Annotated in this window: 11 protein-coding genes; 8 read left to right on the top strand and 3 right to left on the bottom strand. The window is 48.5% G+C overall.

The window, feature by feature from the left end; genetic code table 11:
• The first annotated feature begins 99 nt into the window (after nt 1–99).
• Entirely contained in the window at nt 100–2,541 is a 2,442-nt protein-coding gene (locus tag ACSHX2_RS05050) for a heparinase II/III domain-containing protein (protein WP_435691209.1), read from the top strand.
• A gap of 55 nt (nt 2,542–2,596) precedes the next feature.
• On the opposite strand, the gene ACSHX2_RS05045 is transcribed toward ACSHX2_RS05050, so the two are convergent.
• Nucleotides 2,597–4,192 (bottom strand): aspartate:alanine exchanger family transporter, encoded by a 1,596-nt coding sequence (locus tag ACSHX2_RS05045; RefSeq protein ID WP_435691207.1) that lies wholly within the window; start codon nt 4,190–4,192, stop codon nt 2,597–2,599.
• A 230-nt stretch (nt 4,193–4,422) separates the two neighbouring features.
• Nucleotides 4,423–5,226, bottom strand: a complete 804-nt coding sequence (locus ACSHX2_RS05040; protein WP_435691205.1) for a lipopolysaccharide kinase InaA family protein — start codon at nt 5,224–5,226, stop codon at nt 4,423–4,425.
• A 1,125-nt stretch (nt 5,227–6,351) separates the two neighbouring features.
• Here ACSHX2_RS05040 and ACSHX2_RS05035 point away from each other — a divergent pair.
• The 7 genes from ACSHX2_RS05035 (at nt 6,352) to ACSHX2_RS05005 (ending at nt 15,073) form a co-directional block, all read left to right on the top strand.
• Complete coding sequence (locus ACSHX2_RS05035) at nt 6,352–10,698, top strand: galactose-binding domain-containing protein (protein WP_435691203.1); 4,347 nt, start codon at nt 6,352–6,354, stop codon at nt 10,696–10,698.
• A 266-nt stretch (nt 10,699–10,964) separates the two neighbouring features.
• Complete coding sequence (locus ACSHX2_RS05030) at nt 10,965–11,660, top strand: hypothetical protein (protein ID WP_435691201.1); 696 nt, start codon at nt 10,965–10,967, stop codon at nt 11,658–11,660.
• Between the two features lie 20 nt (nt 11,661–11,680).
• A complete protein-coding gene (locus ACSHX2_RS05025; protein WP_435691199.1) occupies nt 11,681–11,929 on the top strand; it encodes a hypothetical protein in 249 nt (82 codons plus the stop codon).
• Nucleotides 11,930–11,965: 36 nt separating this feature from the next.
• Nucleotides 11,966–12,175: a hypothetical protein gene (locus tag ACSHX2_RS05020; RefSeq protein ID WP_435691198.1), complete on the top strand. Its 210-nt coding sequence runs from the start codon at nt 11,966–11,968 to the stop codon at nt 12,173–12,175.
• A 116-nt stretch (nt 12,176–12,291) separates the two neighbouring features.
• Entirely contained in the window at nt 12,292–12,951 is a 660-nt protein-coding gene (locus ACSHX2_RS05015) for a tetratricopeptide repeat protein (protein WP_435691196.1), read from the top strand.
• A gap of 27 nt (nt 12,952–12,978) precedes the next feature.
• On the top strand, nt 12,979–14,397 hold the full coding sequence (locus ACSHX2_RS05010) for a sensor histidine kinase (protein ID WP_435691194.1): 1,419 nt from the start codon (nt 12,979–12,981) through the stop codon (nt 14,395–14,397).
• Between the two features lie 4 nt (nt 14,398–14,401).
• Nucleotides 14,402–15,073, top strand: coding sequence for a response regulator transcription factor (locus ACSHX2_RS05005; RefSeq protein ID WP_435691192.1), 672 nt, complete (start codon nt 14,402–14,404; stop codon nt 15,071–15,073).
• A 389-nt stretch (nt 15,074–15,462) separates the two neighbouring features.
• Here ACSHX2_RS05005 and uvrA read toward each other — a convergent pair whose 3' ends face one another.
• Nucleotides 15,463–21,024 (bottom strand): excinuclease ABC subunit UvrA, encoded by a 5,562-nt coding sequence (gene uvrA / locus ACSHX2_RS05000; RefSeq protein WP_435691190.1) that lies wholly within the window; start codon nt 21,022–21,024, stop codon nt 15,463–15,465.
• Between the last annotated feature and the right edge of the window lie 273 nt (nt 21,025–21,297).

Genomic DNA, 21,297 nt, shown 5'->3' with positions numbered 1-21,297 from the left:
AATTCAGAAAGAGATGAGAGGTAGACAGAGTTTATATATGAATGAGTTCCATTTCTATTGGCTTGGTTCTTCAAATACCTCTCTCACTTTTAAATTTTCATGAAACTTCGACCGTTCGTATTTCTTATCGGGCTCCTTCCTCTATCTGCTTTTTCTGAAAAGAATGGTAGTATGAATGAGCTTACCCACCCACGGGTGCTTGTGAGCCCTGACGAACGCGGCGCATTGTTGCAAAAAATTGATTCCGTCGAGTGGACTGGAAATGCGTTTCGTAAGGTTAAGGCTAAAGTCGATTCTTACGTGAGTAAGGTAGATGAAGATCCTAAGTGGATGACCTCTCGCATGTTCATGAACTGGGAAACCGGCTACACGCAAGCGATCACCAAAGGGTCGCGGACGGTGGGCGGGAAAGGTTCTGCGCCAGTGCCAACACCGCGCTTCACGGGTGCGCGTGATTGGAAGAGCGACTACAGCCGCTTTAACCTCGAACAGGCCAAGCCGTTTAATGACAAGAATGGTCTGATCTGGATGCGTAATAGTAAGACGGGCAAGGGTGAGTGGGTCGAGCCTGCTCTAACAGGTCATAATATTGAGAACCGCAACGCGGGGATCATGAGCTTGGCGCAAGATGCAGCCTTCGTTTACTGGGTCACAGGTGAGGAGCGCTACGCCAAGTTTGCGACTGATATTCTTTGGACCTATATGGAGGGCTTTCAGTATACCAAACCACCTCTAGTCGCTGATGAAAATGAAGGGTCTATGCGGATCATCGGGTCGACATCATTCGAGGTGATTCACGATAACCTAGTGAATCACGCTGGGCTCACTTATGATTTTCTATTTCACTACATAGCAGAGCGCGAAGACGTGGATGGAGCGGTGATAGAGCAGTGTCTCAAGCGCATGGTGGACCGGATTATCGATGGCGGTGGCCGTGAGGGGAATTGGAATCTTCACCAAGCGCGAAGCATCGCCTACGCAGGTCTAGCACTACAAGATGACGCGCAGTATAGCGATGGGCGAGGTCGCCAATACTATGTTGATATCGTTCTCAATGCAGACCTGCCCCGCCAGAAGGGATTAATTGATGTGATTGGGGAAGGCTTTGATCTCAAGACAGGGATATGGCCTGAAGCTTCAGGCTATGGTTTTGATACCACGGCGAACATCATCGAGTTTGCCTGTCTGCTTGCAAATGACCCGCAAGGACGAGCAGCGCTTGAAACACCGGTGGTGCAGAAGGCGATGCTGGCACAGACCAAGCTGCTTCATCCAAATGGCTGGTCGAATGCAGTGGGCGATACGAGCTATAAGCGGGTGATGACCCGCGGGGCGGAAATGTTGCTTTCTTGGGCGATTAAAGAAAAGAAAATAGAGCTCGCGCAAGAGATGGCTGCCATTATCCAGCAGGAACTAGAGGCGAGCGCATATGATAGAAACCGACTCGATGGTGTGCTAGAGATCACCCGGTATGCAGCGGAACTTCCTGTTGCTGAGAATGAGGTGTTAGAACGCAGCCCGACCTATTTTGCTGAGCCTCTCGATATAGTGATGTTAGAAAATAGGTCGCCGAGTGGTGATCCTAAACGCGCGCTTTCTGCGGCTATGTTTGGCTCCAGAGGTGGGCACATGCATGCCAATGGATTGGCTGTGGAGCTCTACGGAGCAGGTCATGTGCTGGGAGTGGATCCTGGCAGAGGTAGCAGTTACTGGCAGCCTGATCACCGGAGATACTACTTGCAGATGCCAGCCCACAACACGGTCATCCCGATGGGTGATGCCAGTTATAATCCCAAAGATGATAAGGGGATCAGGCAAAAAATTGAAGTGGTCGAGCCCGCATTTGGGAAGGAGCCAGAGAATCCCCATTTGACCTATCTCACTTCGAGTTTCGAATTAACACGTCCAGAAGCTCAACAACAACGCACCCTAGCTCTTGTGAGAGTGAACGCTACGACAGCATTCTACTTTGATGTTTTCTCCTCGAAATTGCAGCAATCCAGTCAAGATGAATACCACGACTGGTTCTACCACGGGATGGCTCAGAGCATCCACGTTACTGATGTCTCTGGAGAGTCGATTGAGTTTTCGGAAAGCATGGAACTGACCCAGAAGAAGGGGAATATGGAGGGCTATAACTACTTTAAGAATGAGCAGTCCTTAGCCACTGCCGAAACTGTTCGCGCTACCTTTCCGTTGGAAGTCGGTAACGAGAAAGTGGCCATGGATCTTTGGATGTTAGGTGAAAAAGGGAGAACTCTATTTAAGGTAGAGGCTCCGCCAAATAGGGCTGCGCGTAACTATAGTAAGACCATCCAAGCGATGGCATGCCCTACTCTGCTCGTGCGCCAAAAGGGGGAAGCCAACAGTCAGCCATTCGTTGCAGTTTACGAACCTTACCTACAAGCCGACGGAGCTCAGGTTCGTAGTGTAACGAAGACTGGAGAGAACCTCTGGAGGGTGAGTGGCGAAAACTGGAGAGTAGATCTCAAGCTCATGGGAGCAAAGTTAGCGATGCGGGTCTTGGAAGATGAGGAATAGACGACATCGTTTTAGTATGCTCTGCATCGTGTTTTTTGTGTTGGTATTTCCCGGTCTAAAACATGCCCACTAAGACTTTAATGGTAATGGTGATGATGATGAGTGCTACAGGGTAGATGGTGGCGTAGTTGATCAGTGGAGTTTGTGAGGAGAATTTGCTCGTCAGCGCTCCTAAGCCGGGGGTGGAAGTCATGCTACCGCAAAGGGCTCCTAGCGCGCTCAGAGGTGACATTTTCATGAAGTAGGCTGCCACGATAATCGTTGCCACCATAGAGCCTAAGGTGATGAGTAATCCTAGTAAAACGAGGGCGATTCCGTATTGCTGGAATGTTTCTAAGAATGCTGCCCCACCCTTGACTCCTGCTGCCGAGATGAAGAAGACGAGCCCTAGATTCTGGAGAAGTAATCGAGGTTCTCTGGGAATGTGTGTCTCTAAGCTACCGATATGTCCAAAATGGCCAAACAGGAGAGCTACGATGAGTGGGCCGCCAGCTAGGCCTAGAGTGATGGACTCTGTGCCAGGAAGGGAAAATGGAATCATTCCTAGAAAGATGCCAAGGGTGATTCCTAGGCTGATGGAGAGGATTTCGGTACCTTCTTTTTTGCCACTCTGGTGCATGATCGCATCGGCGAATTTTTTAATAGCATCGGGCCTCCCAATCACTCTGATGTTATCTCGAATTTCCAGCGGCTCTTCTCGTTCTGGAACGAAGGTCAATCCGTACCGAGTGATCCGAGTAATCAGCACTCCGTAGTTTTTCAGTGGTTGGAGCTCTCTGATGGTTTTTCCGCAGAAATCCTTATTGTGGATCTGGAGCGTTTTTCGCTCTTGTTCGATGTCACGGATGAAGCGCCGCTCGCTACGTTTGCCGAGCAGTTCTATGGCAATCTCTAGATCTTCTGCGCGACCAACCATGAGAATGTGTTGGCCTTCGTGGAAGGAGTCTTCATAGGCCAAGGGGTGGAGGATTTGGCCTTCTAGCCTTCGTGCGATCTGACAACCATGAAGGTGTTTGGAGCCAAAGTCGGCGATGTTTTTCCCGATGACAGTGGGGTTACAGATTTCAACGAGGATATTCTGCAGGACTTCTTCTTCGACTTGGCTTTCAGCGACTTCTTGCTCGATTTTTTCGCTGAAGAGTAATTTTGGAATCACTTGAACGAACAAGATGATCCCAACGATTCCTAAGGGGTAGGCAAGACCATAACCCACAACAATACCTTGAGCTTCGCCTAGGGCTTCGGCTCCTGCCGCGAGCGCCGGAGCGCTAGACATGGCTCCCGCATAGATGCCAATGGCGATGTCTTTAGGTAGGCCCAGTGCTTGCTGACCTAAATAAATGATGAGACCACCGCTGCCCATGGTCACTAGAGCTAAGATGACTGGACGCAGGCCTTCTTTTCTTAGCGCTGAGAAAAAGCGACCTCCCGCAGCAATGCCGACGCTGTAGATAAAGAGAACTAAACCAATGCTGCCAACTCCCGTGGGAAAGACGTATCCGAAATGGCCGACAATCAGGGCAATGAAAAGCACCGCTGCTGAACCAAGCCGAAAACTCCCTATCCGAATGTTTCCTAGGATTAAGCCCAAGGAAAGCGTAGAAAAGAGGCAGAATAGGGGAGAGCTAAAGAGTAAGTGTACAGTTTCCATTCACTAGTTACTGGGGTGATATCTGCGGCGTGTAGTGAATGATAATCCACCAGTGATCAACCAGATTATGCTCAGGTGCATATAAACTATGATCACGTATCTAAGCTCAGATTTACTGGCTATTCCCAATATTAGAATAGTTCTTAATGACGTCTAATCTAGTGCTTTCAGCTTATGAAACGCATAGATATCCGCGCTTTCTCATTTGAGCTGATGAAGGGGGGATGATTTTATTTAATTTTCGGAGACCCGATGATAAGCTTGGCCTTTTGTTTGGCATCTGGCGTGAGTTTGGTGATTCCTAGGTATTGTTTGAAGAACCACATTATGTCGGAATTCGACCACTTAAGGGAATTCCAATAGAGGACTTTGAGGTCTCGACTGATGAACTTGATAGATCTTTTTCCAGGATACTTAGCGCGCTCGAGGTCAATAAAGCAGGAATTGATCTCAGTGGGGATGACTGGCGTTCCGTCAACGAAGGGAATGTTGAGATAGATATGTCGACCATAAAGGGCATTATGAATAATACCGGCTTGGTGAGCTTTTTTTACAAGATCGAGAATGGAGCGGAGGATTGCTCGGCGTTGAGCGCGTGGTGGCCAACCGTGTTGATCGTACCATTCGACTAGATTATTGAGTTCGCTCATCCCAGTTAGATTTTTTGATACGATTAGGCACTGGCGGTCCCCTTCGTGTTTACGGTTAGCGAACTGGAGGATACGCATGGTAGGGATTCCCGCGGATTGAAGTTTTTGGTAATTTCTCCATTCGATGGCGAAGGTGGGAATTTTTAGAAGCCTTAACAGCGTGTTAGTTGGGAAGTGATTTTGTTGCCGTTTGAGGTAGACGATCTCACCGCTGTTGAGAGTGATCCGGTGGACGTTGCTCCAGCTGACGGTTTTGTCTTTCCCTCTAAAATTACCTTCTTCCACAAGCTCACCTTCAGCTTGCCACCATGAGTCGAAGTCTGGATAGCCTGCTTGTTCGAAGATGCTTACCCATTGAGGATCGGTGAATGATTTATTAGTCATGATGAAGTAATCTGTAGTGGTGGTACGCGTTGAAACGATGAGCTCAGTAAAAGTTTTCTTAGCATATTTGTTATTCAGAGCAACCCGTTTACTTCAATGCTATAGTTAGGTCACCCAAGTCAGAGGATGCTGCATTTTTCTGAAGCGTGGTTCGATTCCACTTGAACCCCAGCGTGAGACCATCTCGCGCTTCGTGTTCCAGCGCTTATTATGGCATGTAGCTTCCCGCCGATTTGCTATGGCATTCTTGGTGCTCCAAATATTTAGAGGATGTAACACCTTTGATATGGCCGTAACGGTTTTCCTAACCGTTCGGCTGTGCACTCGCTGTGCATACAAGGGGGTAGACCTTTTATGGAAGCAACTCGACTGTGATCTAGATCTGGGGCAAGTTGTTCACTATGAGAAGTTCTCGCTCATGTGTGTAGTCTCCTTGGGGTGAGAAACTACCTGTTCATACGATTTGACTTCGCTCCGCTCAGTCTATGCTGGGAGGCTTGGCTGAATATGAAGCAGGAAAAATGACCGAGCATGAGCTATACGATTGATGTGGCTTGAGGGCGGCTTGATTTCTGTGATGCTAGTTTTTTTTGCTTCCCTAATACCTCTTCAATAAAGGGTGTTATTTTGATGATATACGTAAATTAAAGGATTTATTTTTCGGGTATCAGCTAATTTTATTTCACAACTTGACGTACGACGTAGTACCGATTTATTACGATGACACCCAAATAGATTCCCCATAATATAAAAGCTTTAAATATTATTGAATACAGAATCCTTCCGGCGTCCAAAGTTATAGCTTTGACCGGATCTCTAACACAGCGGATGAGCTTAGCTTTTGAGCTCGATGGAACCACTCGGTCTTAACAATTCACTCTTCCATTCAGCAACAGTGATGACTGGATCAGTGGATGGCGTTAGAGCGATGTCATTGGTTCGGGAATTATTGATAACTCCTATAATGGATCGATCGACGAAGTATCGATTTTTAGTGAAGAACTCACAGCTGAAGAGGCGAGCTTATTTTACGCTCATTAAACCCATATAGATGGCTCTTGGGAACAAGTTTCATCCTAGGATGGGTCAAGGTCAATCTATGTAATAACAAAACAAGTGATAGGAATGCTAACTATAAATCGAGAATTTAAACTAAGCACATTCATCGGAAATGTGCTGCTGTGCCTGATTGGATTGTTTTATTCCAGTTCCGCAGTTCATGCCGCGTCAGATCTAACCATCGCTAGTGATGGTACAGTCTCCAGTCTTGTTCTTTGGGACACAAACCGCCTAGCGAATGCTGGTGCTGGTGGATTCGAAATCGACAGTGGGGATGGCAATGGGTATCAAGATCCACAGAGTGTCAGCTACAATGGGGATGACGTGACTGTCACGGCCAGCGGTGGTTCGCCTAGTTATACCGTTCGTATTCTCGAGCGTGAGAAATACGTAGCGATTACCTTGCTGGATGCACAAGGCGTATCGGAAGATGATGGGAGTATTCTGCGGTTAAGCATTAAGCGGAGTGGTGATATCGGCGTAAAGAAATTTGATGACCTTGTTTCTATTGGAGGAAACTCAGCCTATACCAGAATTGAATGGGAGTATGCGTGGCATCAGCGTTTTAATGGAAGCGGTGGAGGGTTCGCGCTCTACGACGGCAGCCTATCAGATAGTGATCATGATCTGGCGCTGGCGGACATCTGGTCGACCGAGAGCGAGTCTGATATGCCTCGGCCGGCTGGTCAGACCAGCTGGACTCCCACCGATGTGCTGGCTTGGGTCGATCAATTTGCGACTAAGTTCTCGAATCAAACCAAGGCTGCGGTCCAAGCCTCCACAGAGGCAGAGCTGTATGCGATGACAGACGACTATGTGATTCCCAATGGATTTAAACGCGTTTACCTCCATTGCAACACTTGGCGGGGACAGTATTTCCTGACCGATCAAGTCATTGACGATGTGAACTTAGATGTATTTCCGAACGGTCAGAGCGATTTGAAGGCCTATGCGGATTACCTCGAGGCTAATGGGATACAACTGCAACTGCATAACTTGAGTTTAGGGATTGGTCTAGAAGATCCAGGCTACATTGTGGGCACTGTGGATCGGCGTTTGGCGAGTTGGGGTAGCGGCACATTGGAGTCCGAAATTACGGAAAGCAGCACCACGATCCAGTTCACCCCTGAAAGTGGAGTGGCTTATCCTCCGACTGAGGCTTGGGAACTCGAATGGTCGCTTTACATCCGTATTGATGAAGAGATTATTGGACTCACGGATATCGATACCTCGGGAAGTATCTGGCAGGCGACGGTCAGTTCCCGCGGCTACGGAGGGACTGATGCCGCTTCGCATGAGTCAAGTGCTGAGGTCGTTGGTATTTGGTGCCCTTATGGGAAAATGTTTGTTCCGGCCGATGATTTGGATCAACCCGATAGTCTGACGGATGAGATGGCTCAAAAATACGCTGCGTTGATTAATTATGCGGGGCTGGACCATCTCCATTTTGATGGAATGCGAATGCATGATTTTAAGCCATGGGTATCACGCGATCTGACCGGTCGTGTGTATAGCTATGTCGACCATCCTACCACGTCATCTCAGGTCGGAGATGTTATCCCTGCGAACTTTGAGTATGAGTTCAGTCAGAACCGGGAGAATAAAACGATCCTGTATCGTGAAATTGGTGTCAGTTTGAGAGATGAGCTGGATGCGACTGACGACTTTCAGGATTTAGCGATCAATTGGATGGGGGTTCATTTCCAACCTCAAGATGATATCATGGCCGACACGCGGGGAGTCGTGATGTCGAGACCCGCCAGTAGTAAGGGGCTTACGGTTGATCTGATGAAGAATCATGGATGGGCAGGTAAAACGCTGCTCTTGTTTCATCACTGGAAAACGATCGCTCCTGTATTGCACGACGATGATGTGGCCTACATCAGTGGGGTAATGGTGGAAGCGGATGGTGCGCACTACGAGTCTGAGGATGTGCTGGTGCTGGAGAGGGACGACAGTAATCAGTTTGTCTTCACACCTCACAGGGTGTTAGGGGGTGTTGACGATGAGATGTTTAAAATTAATCAGGAATATGGAACTGTCTGGCGCAGGCAGGTGATTAATGTCGGTGATACCTTGAGTGCCCTCAATAATCCGCATGCAGAGCAGGAACTAACTTTCTTTATTCGGAATCGATATGATGGGGATGCTATTTGGACGAATCCTCAGATCGAAATCGAAGGTTCGGGTTCGCTAGCAGTCATCGGAGATATAGATCCAGGGGAATCCTTAGAGTTCACCGGTGGAGAGACTGCCAATCTATTAGACAGTAATATGCGACTGATTCAGACGCTGCCCTTGCTGAAGTCATCATTTACCGTGCCTACGGGGGATGTCTCTATCAGCGTTCTGGGGAGTGGCAGTGCAGCGCTTGATATTCAATTTATCACCAAAGGCACGCCTTATGTGTTAAAGGCGAACGACAGTCTTCCAACTACGTATTCCGCATTGGTTGAAAATGGCGTAGGCAGTGGTAATTATGCTGCTGGAACGGTAGTAAACCTGCACGCAAATCCACCAAGTGGAGCCGTTTTTGATCAGTGGGTGGGGGATATTGCTACTGTTGCCAATGTCTATAGCCCGGATACAACGTTAACGATGCCTGACGATGGCATTGAGGTCGTAGCAGAATACGTTATGGCAGAGAATGTGGCGCTAGGTAAAAGTACCGAGCAATCATCCGAAGAAAGTGCTAACGATTCTGCCCTTGCGGTGGATGGAAATACGAGTGGTGACTTCGCCGATGGTTCTGTGACGCATACTGAGAATGAAGCGAATCCATGGTGGGAGGTGGATCTCGGAGATAACTATTATATCAGTGAAATCTGGGTCTATAATCGGACTGATGGTAACAGCAAATCCAGATTGTCGGATTTCACTGTTTCGGTTGAAGACAGCAGTGGGGCGACCCTCTGGTCTCAGACGGTAAGTGACTATCCAGATCCTTCTGTCGCACTCAATACTGGCGGCGTGTCTGGCAGTAAAGTCCGAGTGCAACTCAATGGCTCCAATGTATTACACTTAGCGGAAGTCGTAGTACTTAGCTACACGAATAAAGGGAGCTCCAATCTTGCTCTGGGTCAGAGCGTAACTCAATCGTCCACTGATCATGAGGGAGTGGCCGAGCGCGCTGTCGATGGCAATACTGATGGTGATTGGGCTGATGGTTCTGTGACGCATACGGAAAGTGAAGCTAATGCTTGGTGGGAAGTGGACTTAGGTGCTGACATTGATATCGGTGACATTGTCCTCTTTAATCGGACCAATAATAGTACGAAGAGCAGGTTGTCTGACTTTACCGTTTCGGTGATCGATAGTAATGATGTCACTACATTCTCTCAGTCGATTGCGAACTATCCTGATCCAACAACCACTATCAATGCTGACAATGCTGTCGGCAGCAAAATTAGGATACAGTTGAATGATACAGGTATCTTATCCTTGGCCGAAGTTAAAGTGTATGAAGGCACTGCTCCTGATATGCCAACCGCAAGCTGGTTGTTTGAAGAGGGGGAAGGAAGTATTGCAAGTGATGCGACTGGAAACGGACATCATGCTACGGTTGAAAATGCAACATGGGCGTACGGTGCATTAGATTTCAATGGAAGTAGTGCCCGTGTGCAGCTTCCAGCCTCAGCATTCGAAAGTATTAGTGATGAAATCACGATATCGATGTGGGTGTATGGCGCTGAAAGCCAACCAAGAAACGACACCGTTCTGTATGCGGAGGATGCTTTGGGAAATCAGGTTTTGAAAATTCACTTACCTTGGGGGAATTCCAAGATCTATTGGGATGCAGGTAGCAGTGAAGGCTATGATAGAATGATTGAACTCGCTGATGAGTCCGACTTCAAAGGTTGGTGGAATCATTGGGTGTTTACTAAGAACGTAGCCACACCCGGGTCGATGAAGATTTATCTCAATGGCGAATTGTGGCGGAGTGAATTTCTAACTACACAGGCCGTTGGTGAAATTGCGACTGTGACCTTGGGCTCCACTTTATTGGATAACTATTATGACGGGATGCTCGACGAGGTGAAAATCTATGATGTGGAACTATCCTTAGCGGAGGTCGAGGAACTTTATCAGAATACCTATCAGTCTAAAGCTGCCGAGGATTGGGATGGGGATGGAGCTTCAAATTTGAGTGAATACGTCGCAGGAACCGACCTTATGGATCCAAGTTCAATCTTCAAAGTTATTGATATGGTGCGAACAGAGGTCTCTGAATCCGAAAGTTCGATAGATGTGAGTTGGGCCTCTGTATCAGGAAAGAGCTATACCCTCCAACACAGTACCGATTTGATTGAATGGACAGATGTCACATCGGGGATCGATGCCGATCCTCCAGCAAATAGTGTCACGCACGAACCTGAGGGGCCGGCGGCCTTTTACCGTGTGATAATCGAATAAGCTCAGGGTGCCAGTTTCCGGCTGGCCCTCGTTTATTACTTTCCTAAGGCCTCGGCGATGAAGGGGACTGTGCGGGTTTTTTTGTTGGAGGCGACCACTCCAGGCAACTAGACCACATGTGCTGGGCGGTCGAAGCTTTTGGTCTTTAGTATATAGGGGGGAAGTTGTGGTAAGAAAGTCAAAGAGGACTTTTCAAAATGGGCTGGTTTCCCGAGGAGCTTGTGTGATTGTTATCTCCACATGCTTAAATCTTTTCTGACTCCCTCATGAATATGCCACTCTTCAAATTTAATTCATCACTAACCATTGCAACTATTTGCTCAAACTCAGAGGAATTTACAACTAGATGTGAGGTTTGTAACATATCTAGAGCTATTAGTTTATACGAAAACCTCCAGTTGTCTTTCATCAAGCCAAGGCTACTCACAGAATGGCCATACATAGCGAATGCTGGTAGGTATCATGACATTTTTCATCAAGATGTCGTAGATGAGCTGAATAGGAATGGTATTTCAGGATTAAAGTACCACCCAGTAAAAGTGGTTGGTACAGCAGTAGAGTCGATGCCTCCTGTCCCTACCTACTATATAGTAGAGCCCATTGGTTTGATTGATTTTATCATTCCTGAGGATGAATATTATCCGCCATGTGAGGGCTGTGGGATTTTGAAGCCAAGACGCTTTGGTGCTGTAAAAAAACCTTTTCAGTTCTTAGAGGAAACATGGGATGGCTCAAATGTGGTAAGGATCAGAAACCATTGGCAGCATATATTCTTCGTTGATCAAAAATTCATTGATATACTCAGGGTTCATGACTGGCATCATCAAGTTGCCTATGGGACAGCCAACAGAAAGTATGAGTCTTTGACCTTTGGTGGCAAAACAAGCCCGGGTGTAGGCGTGCAGGATATTGACTCTAACGATTGGTTTGAAAAGACCATGCGTAAGTTGAACGAGCTATAAGTTATGCTTCATGGTGAATATTGAATCGGCGACCTGCGGTACCGCATATCTGGCTGACCGGTAAAGGTGAGTCTACGGACTCGACGGTCGGTTTTGATTCCGCTGATTATTCTAAGAAGCTCGCAGGAACGGATTTTACGATAGAGGACCTGGCTATGCGCTCTCTCTACTGGCAAGATGCTGAATTTATTGGTGAGGATAAAATCAAAGGTCAGGACACGAAAATTGTGCGCGTTAAAAACCCTGATCAGCGTGGCCCTTACCAGTAGGTAAACCTTTGGATTATCCCAGAATCAGCAACGCTCATGAAGCTTGAGGGCTACAACTGGGACAGTAAGATTACCACTCGCTACCGTATTCTTAGCGTGATGAGAGATGAGCGCCAACGTTACGCCCTAGAAAAGCTCAAGATCGAGTCTCTGGACCCGAGCAACGGAAAGGTGAAGAGTTACAGTTACCTTGAGTTTTTTCCCGTTAAAAAACGAAAATTCACGAAGATCCGTGGGATTCGCTAGTGATAAGGGATTTTTTCCTCTTGGGTCGGTTCAGGTGAAATGATAAAAAAGTACATCTGAGTCTCAATTTAGGTTAGGTCACAAAGAGGTCATTTTTCTCAGGTAAGTTACAGCTGATGAAAAAACATTACCTAAACAAACCCGTCCTCCTCGCTTGCCTTTCTTTTACCTTAGGCCAAGTAAACGCTGAAAAGTCATCCGTCTTGATGGAAAAAGCGATATTCCTCCAAGAAACAAAAGAGGATTATCCTGCCGCAGTTGGCGTTTATGAAGAAGCGTTAAAAGAGTCCAAAAGAGAGAATAAGCAAAGCGAAATCCTGTTTCGTATGGCGGATACTTATGAAAAACTTGGTAAAGATGAAGAGCTATTAAAGACGCTCAAAAGACTGATCAAGACTGGAGACGCTAGAAACGAATGGGTCAAAAAAGCGGTTAAACTTGTTAAGGAATTAGATGAAGCCAAAGCACCTTCAAAGAAAGTAATCGCGGTACGAGATACGATTCTTAAAGCTACCGAGACGAGAGAGCGTCAACCTTTCCTCAATGTTTGTAGCAAAAGAATGCAAGAGGCTTTAACCGAGGAGCTTTTTGAAAGCTCATGCGACATGGTGACTCCATTGTTAGAAGTAGGCTATGAATTATCCCTAAAATCGGCTGATACCTCTGGATTATATCAAACTTATGTCTGGTGGGTTGAGTGTAAGGATTCGGCTAAAATTACTTTAACGATACTCTTCGATAGAGAGGGCTTAGTTGGAGGAGCCTATTACCGATAATCGATTCAACTTATGAGCCGTTGGCAAATGAAATCCCCAATTTGGCGCCATGGAGGCATCTTCGTAGCATCAGTGTTGCCTGTGCTCTTTTTGGGATGGTTTTTTCTAAAAAGTGCGGAGGATTCGTTAATTGCCGAAAGAGTTCGTGGGGACAAGCAAGCTCGACATATTATTAAGCTTAACGCCGAAAAAGCAGAAGATTCTATCGCTGACGTGAATCAGTATTTCTTTGAAATCTCGGAGGGCCCAAGCTGGTATGAAACTTTGAGCAAAGATTCTCGCATTGGTGGAATCCGGTGGCGTGATACTCAAGAAGTCATTCTTCAGCCACGATCAGCTGAAGTTTCTCGATGGTTACTTACCAAAGAGGAGAAGAGATTGGAGTTGATCGATTGGCTGGAAAATTCACGATTTCAATTTTCTCCTGCATACGTCCTCTTTGTGATTCAGGAATCGGGGTTATCGGAGCATTTCTCTTTGTTGGTGGATCAACTTACGTGGGAGTTAAACTCTGACGACCTCAGAGGTGTGTCGCTCGCAAACGGGATTGCCATTCTTTGGAACATTGAGGCGTTACCTGTGGTTGAAGGTAAATACCGCTGGCAAAAAGAAACTTACGAGGTGGCGGTTCAAGGTGTTGGCGAAAATGTCGGTCTTGTTGCCGTCTTAGCACCACTTTCATCTGAAAATAAACCGTATAAAACGATCCTTACCTTTTGCTGTTTGAGCTGGGTTTTAGGCCTTTTGCTATTCCTTCTTTTTTACTCTAGAAAAAAGGAACGCGAAGCGCATGAAAGTTTGGATCAACTATCGGCGGTGGCGCATGAACTCCGAACGCCTCTCACCGGAATGAAGTTGCTGCTGGAGCGGATCAAAAGCCAATACTCTGACATTCCTCACCTTGACCAAATTGAAAGTGAAAGACAGCGTTTGGAGGGGATCATGGAGCAGTTTTTAGTTCAGGGAAAACTTCAGAAAGGCACATTACAGCTTCGTGCCGAAAATTGGCAAAATTGGCTCAAAAATGAGCATGCGAGGTATCTTAATTTAACGAGGAATGACTTAACATTACATTTGGAGTTACTCCCTCAACACCAAACCAATGTTTATTTGGACTACAGTTTGATGAGTATTGTTGTCTCTAATTTATTAAAAAATGCCGAACAATACGGAGATGGATCAGAGGTGACGTTAAAAGAAGCATCACATGAAAATTCGGTTGGATTTGAGGTGGTTGATGCGGGTCTAGGAATGGATCAAGAATTACAAAAAAGAGTCTTTCAAAAATACGAGCGTGGAGAGATGTCGCTCTATCGAAATTCAGAAGGTTTAGGGCTAGGGCTCAGTCTGGCTAGAGACATTATTTCACACCATGATGGCCATATAGAAATCTTCAGTGAAGACGGTAAAGGAACACTGGTGCGGGTCACCCTCCCAAAAGAATAGAATCATGAGCGCAACAATCCTCATCGTCGAAGATGACTCCAGTATTCGGCAAGCTGTCGTAGAAGAATTACGAGCGCAAGGCTGGAAGGTTGAGCAAGCTATGGATGGCGAACTCGGGCTAGAGCTGGCGATGGGAAAAGCCTTCGACTGTCTTGTTCTAGACCTCATGTTACCCAGAATTCATGGCTATGAAATTTGTAAAAGCCTAAGACGAGAAGGAAAAGAGGTTCCCATTATAATGATGAGCGCATTAGGGGAGGAGCGAAACGTACTTAAAGGCTTTGAAGTCGGAACCACCGACTATCTGCGTAAACCGTTTTCTCTAGCGGAACTAGTAATGCGAATCAAAGTTCATCTTGGTGATGTAGGGGGAGAAACACTTGCGTTTTTAGAATATAAACTTCACCTCCAGACCTCGGCCTTAACGCTCCCGTCTGGGGATCAAGTTACGCTTACCAAAAAAGAAAAAGGGGTGCTGCTTTGCCTGATTCAAAAGAAAGGTCACGTGTTGACTCGCCAGGCTTTGCTAAACGAAGTCTGGGGGAATCACTGGACGCTTGGAGAAAGAAGTGTTGACCGCTGTATCAAAACACTGCGTCAAAAGCTCTCCGATCCAGTGGAACTCAAGACGATCCGCCAAGCTGGATATACTTGGGTTCAGAGCACTAGAGCTTAGGTAATAAAGGTATGAGTCTTTAACCTACAGTGGTAAAATAAGCCCGGGTGTAGGTGTGCAGGATATTGACTCTAACTATTGGTTTGAAAAGACCATGCGTAAGTTGAACGAGCTATAAGTTATGGTTTATGGTGAATATTGAATCGGCGACCTGCGGGTGAGCGTGTTCTGTGGCTCAGCGGGTTGGCTTGGTCGGTTTTATGTTCGTACGTGGACCTAGGGTTGCGCGCGTTGCGCTTACCCTAGGCTGGGTATGAGTGAGGCCTTCAGCCTCATGTTGGGAGAGGAGAGACTTCTTCGATGCCTGTAGGAGAGTGAAGTCAGTATCGGGCGCTTTGACGGCTCCTATATTTCGAACTTTTCGCGTCTTTCGCGGTATGAAATCTCAGTTACTTTCCTAGGGCTTCGGCAATGAAGGGGGCGGTGCGGGATTTTTTGTTGGAGGCGACGCGTTCGGGGGTGCCTTGGGCGACGATGGTTCCGCCTTGGTCGCCGGCTTCTGGTCCCATGTCGATGAGGTAGTCGGCTTCTGCCATGATGGCGGTGTGATGCTCGATAACGACAACCGTGTGGCCTTCGTCGACGAGGCGATGGAGGACTTCGATGAGCTTTCTTACATCTTCTTGGTGAAGGCCAATGGTGGGTTCCTCGATGAGGTAGAGGTTGGTGTGATTTCTCGTGACGTTACGGATGGACTTGCGTCCCTTAGTGAGTTCTGCCACGAGCTTGAGTCGCTGGGCTTCACCACCGGAGAGAGTGGGGGAGGGTTGGCCGAGTTTGAGGTAGCCGAGTCCTGTGTCATCTAACAGCGAGAGCGTGCGGTGGAGTTTGGTGTGATTTTTAAAGAACTCGGCGGCGGTAGAGATGTTCATTTCTAACACATCGCCGATGGTTTTTCCGTTGTAGAGAATTTCGAGTGTTGCTTGGTTATAGCGTTTTTCACTACATGCGTGGCAAGGCACCCAGGTGGTGGGAAGGAAGTCCATTTCTAACTTAATGCGTCCGTTACCCTTACACTCTGGGCACTGGCCTTCGGCATTGTTGAAGCTGAAACGGGAGGCTGTGTAGCCGCGCATGCGAGCTTCTGGGACGACGGAGAAGAGCTTGCGGATGTCATCGAGTATTTTTACATACGTCGCGGGGCAGGAGCGTGAAGTCTTACCAATGGGGGATTGGTCGACCTCGTAGCAGTATTTAATCTTCGTGAAGCCTTCTACTTTCGAATAGTAGTCAGAGGCATTCTTCGGTTTTTTAACAGCGTGAGGAAGGGTGCCGCGCATGAGGGAAGATTTCCCGCAGCCTGAGACTCCTGAGATGACCGTGAGGCGGCCGAAGGGGATGCGGACATCAATATCCTGGAGGTTGTTGTAACTGCAGCCAAAGAGTTTGAGCCATGCGCCTTTCTCTGCAATTTTGGGAATGCTGCGGCGTTTACCTAACAATGGGTGCTGGAGTGGGTTTGAGAAGGCGTGCAATGTCGGTGAGTCTGGGAACTCTTTGAGTGTTTTCTTGAGCTGAGATTTCTTGCCCGAGGTGTTTGCTACGATCGTGCCGCCATTGATGCCAGCGCCTGGACCGAGGTCGATGAGCTGAGTGGCGCGGCGCATGGTTTCCTCATCGTGTTCGACAATGAGGAGGGAATTCCCTCTTGCGCGCAGGGCTTCGAGAGTTTCTAACAGTTGCTGGTTGTCGCGTGGGTGGAGACCGATGGTTGGCTCATCGAGTACATAGAGCACGCCTGTTAGATTGGAGCCAAGTTGAGCCGCGAGTCTGATTCGCTGGGATTCACCGCCGGAGAGTGTGTCTGCGGAGCGATCGAGTGAGAGGTAGTTGAGGCCGACTTTTTCAAGAAATCGGAGGCGCTGGATGATTTCTGGGAGGATGTCTCTGGCAATGATTTTATCACGACCGGTGAATGACCATGTCTCTAACATGTTGGCGGCATCAGATACAGAGTGTCTGCTGAGGTGGGCGATGTTGTTGTCTTTGATGAAAACGAAGCGAGCGTTCTGGTTAACGCGATCACCGAGGCATTCGGGGCAGGTTTTACGGACTGTATCTTCGTCAGAACTATTCGAGCGGCTGAGCTCTTCCGCTATTTCAGCTTCAGCTTCTGAGTTGTATTCATTTGGCTTACTCTTCCGCTTTTTCTTTTTGCCCGTGCTTTCGACGATACTACCGTAGCCTCGGCATTCTGGGCACCAGCCTCTTGGTGAGTTAAAGGAGAAATGGTGTGGGTCGAGCTCTGGGAAAGAGATTCCAGTGACGGGTGAGACGCGGGCGGTGCTGTAGGTGTCTAACTGGAAGTTGTCTTCGTTGCTTTCGGTAGCGAGTGCACACTGGCCTTTCCCTAGGCTGAGAGCCTGGGTGAGTTGGTCGATATCTGGCGTGGTGTCATCTGTGATTACCGCGAAGATGTCGTGTTCCTTATAGCGTGCGAGGGCGGTAAAATCCTCAGTCGCGATGAGTTTTCCATCGACTAAGAGTAGTTCGATGCCCTTACGGCCGGCCGCGGATGCAACATCGGTATGGAAGCCTTTTCTGCCTCTAATGAGAGGGGCTAGCAGGAGTGTGCGTTTCTTGGCTTTGAACGCTTTATTGAGTTGTTCGAGAATAGCATCGACGGTTTGTGAAACGACAGCTTCGCCTGACTCTGGGCAATGCTGGGTGCCGAGCTTGGCGTAGAGGAGTCTGAGAAAATGAAAAATTTCTGTGACTGTGCCTACGGTGGACTTGCCGCCGCCACGTGAGACGCGCTGCTCAATGGCGACTGTAGGTGGGAGACCTTCTATCTTATCGATGTCTGGTTTCTCTAACTGCCCTGCAAACTGGCGGGCGTAAGGTGACATGGAGTCGAGGAAGCGGCGTTGACCTTCGGCGAAAATAATGTCGAAAGCGAGGGTGGATTTACCAGATCCAGAGAGGCCGGTGACGACGACTAGTTCATCGCGGGGGATGGTGAGGTCGAAGTTCTTAAGGTTGTGTTCGCGAGCTCCTGAAATTTTTATACTGTTAGATAGTTCGGGCGGAGTGCTCGGCGAGCCCTCCCTACCTCGGGTAGGACTTAGATCGTTATTAAGAGCTTTGGCGGTTTCAGTTTCGCTGGTGAGGATGTCTTCTGGTGTGCCATGGAAGACGATTTGGCCGCCATCAGTTCCTGCGCCGGGTCCTATTTCAATGAGGTGGTCGGCGGAGCGAATGATATCGAGGTTGTGCTCGATGACGAGGAGTGTGTGCCCAGCGTTGACTAGTGATTGGAAGACTTGGAGAAGCTTCTCGATGTCAGTGAAATGGAGGCCAGTCGTGGGTTCATCGAGGATGAGAAGTTGGCCGTTTTCTGTGACTTTCTTGGTCTTGGCGAGAAGTTGGCAAAGCTTGATGCGCTGGGACTCACCGCCAGAAAGTGTGTTGAGTGGCTGACCGAGGCGGAGGTAGCCTAGGCCAACATCGACGAGTGGCTTGAGCGTCTTCGCAATTTTTGTCTTGAGAGTGAGCGTTTTAGATTTGGCTTCTCCCTCAGAGATAGCAAAGAATTTGAGAGCCTCAGTGATGGTGAGGCTGAGGATGTCTGCGATCGATTTCCCCTGGAGTTTGATGTCGAGAGCTGAGCTATTGTAACGTGATCCATCACACTCTGGGCATGTGATGTAGAGGTCGCTGAGGAACTGCATTTCGACCTTTTCAAAGCCATTTCCCCAGCAGCGTTCGCAGCGGCCAGCGCCTGAGTTGAAAGAGAAGTAACCGGCTTTGACATTTTTCTCAGCGGCTTCGTCAGTGAGGGCGAAGAGTTCACGGATGGCATCGAAAGCACCTGCGTAGACCGCGGGTGTGGAGCGTGGAGTCTTAGTGAGTGGTGACTGGTCCACGCGCTCGACACCGGCAATGTGATCGATTCCTTTGAGTGATTTGATGAATGCAGGATCTTCCTCTGTGTTGTGAAGAAATGCTTTCTGGAGATTGAGGTAGATGACGTCGTTGGCCATTGTGGATTTCCCTGAACCCGAGACACCTGTTAGGCAAGTGAAGGTTCCAATAGGAATGGAGATCGTCTGATTCTCAATGTTGTGTTTGTGTGCGCCAGTGAAGGTGAGCTTTTTACGTGATTTGCGGCGCTTAAGAGGTGGCTCAATACGTTTTTCTCCAGTGAGGTAAGGGAGGGTGACTGAAGATTTGAAATTTGAGATTTGAGATTTGAGATCGCCAGTCACTGGACCGTGGTAAGTGATTTGGCCACCTTGCTCACCCGCGGCTGGGCCTATATCGAGGAGGTTGTCCGCCTGACGCATCACGGCTTCTTCGTGCTCAACGACAACGACAGTGTTCCCTTTGTCTCGCAGGTTATGCATGACTTTGATGAGACGGTTTACGTCACGGGCGTGGAGGCCGACGGTGGGCTCATCGAGTACAAAGAGGGTGTTAGTGAGAGCCGCACCAAGGCAGGTAGTGAGGTTTACGCGCTCGATCTCACCGCCGGAAAGGGTGCGGGCTGTTCGGTCGAGGGTCAAATAGCCGAGACCTACGTCGTTCAAGTAGCCAAGTCGGCTGGTGATTTCTGACATAGCATGTTTAAGCGATGTCGACTGGTGAGTGTGGCTTGAAGTGTGAAGTGATGAGTGTGAAGTGATGAGTTCTTCGAACCAACCTTTTAAGTCCCCAAGTGGAATGTGCCAGAGGTCAGGGAGGGTTTTGCCATTAATTTTAAAGCAAAGCGCATCGGGCTTGAGGCGGGTGGCATTACAGACGTGGCAATCTGTGTAGGCTCTATAGCGGGAGAGGAAAACGCGGACATGCATTTTGTATGCCTTGGTCTCCATCCAGTCGAAGAAGCCGCGGACTCCGTACCATTTACCAGCCTTCCAGAGCTTGTCGGCATTGCCTGTTTCTCCTTTGAGAATCCAATCTTGGTCCTTTTTGGGGATGAGATGCCAGGGGGTGTTGGTGTCGATGCCTTGCTCGCGTGCGCAGCGGATGAGGTCGTCCTTACACTCGGCTCCGCGTTCTCCCTCGAAGGGCTTGATGACGCCTTCGCGGATTGTGAGGGTCGGGTCTTGAATGGCCTTGTTGAGGTCAATGCCGATGATGCGACCGAAGCCGCGGCACTCTGGGCAGGCGCCGAGTGGGGAGTTGAAGGAGAAGAGTGAGGCGCTAGGTGGGCGCAGGGTGAAACCAGTATTTGCGTTTTTCCACTCTGTAGAAAAGGTGTTGAGTGCAGACTGATCTGTATTGAACTGGGAGAGAATGGAGCAGTTGCCTTTGCCGTAGTTGAGTGCTGCTTCTAGTGCTTCGTGTAATCGTGTTTTGTTAGGAGCGCTTAGCTTGATTCTATCCTGAATGATGATGGCTTGTGGCTCTCCCCAGGGTGAGTCGTCAGGTGCGTCATCGGTGCGGAGAATTTCACCCCCTTTAAGAACCCGGAGGTAGCCTTGCTGGCTGAGGAAGTTGAAGACCTCGGCGGTGGTAGCATCGGTTGAGATCGTGATGGGAAAGAGAATAAGAACACTCTCGTCAGCGAGGTTTTCATAGGCCCATTCGATGATAGAGGCGGGGGTGTCGGGCTTGATCTCTTCGCCGGTCTCGGGATCGAAGGCGCGGGCGAGTTTCGGGAAGATGACTTTGAGGTAGTCATTGAGTTCAGTGAGAGTGCCGACGGTGGAGCGGGTGGTGCGGATGGCATTTTTTTGCTCAATAGCAATCGCGGGAGGGATATTGTCGATACGGTCAACAATGGGCTTGTCCATGCGGTCAAGAAACTGGCGGACATAGGGTGAGAATGTTTCGACGTAGCGGCGTTGGCCTTCGGCGTAGAGGGTGTGGAAGGCGAGTGAGGATTTCCCTGAGCCAGAGGGGCCAGTAATGACCGTGAGCTGATTGGTTGGGATGTCGATGTCGAGGTTCTTGAGATTGTGTTGGCGGGCTCCTCGGATCTGGATGGCTGGGATGTTCTCTGGCACGTGGGGAGTCTAATCTCGATTGAGGCTAGAGCAATTAGGAATTAGGGGTGAGTGAGGGAATCTTTGTGGTTTTTTTTGTGGACCGCGAAAGTTGCGGTAAAGGTCGAGGATGCTGTACCACGAATCGTGCAAATTTCACGAATGGTGTGAGGCTGGCTTTCAGCCAGCTGGGAGGGCGTGATGGTTTTCCTAGGCTGACGCTTCGTTCTAGCCTAGGCGGGTATAAATTTCGCCGATGGCGAAAGGGGATGAGGTGTCACTGGGTACAGCTAG

Source organism: Rubritalea sp. (assembly GCF_051252225.1).
In the GTDB taxonomy this organism is placed as follows: Bacteria; Verrucomicrobiota; Verrucomicrobiia; order Verrucomicrobiales; family Akkermansiaceae; genus Rubritalea.
This window is presented reverse-complemented; position numbering and strand designations above follow the sequence as displayed.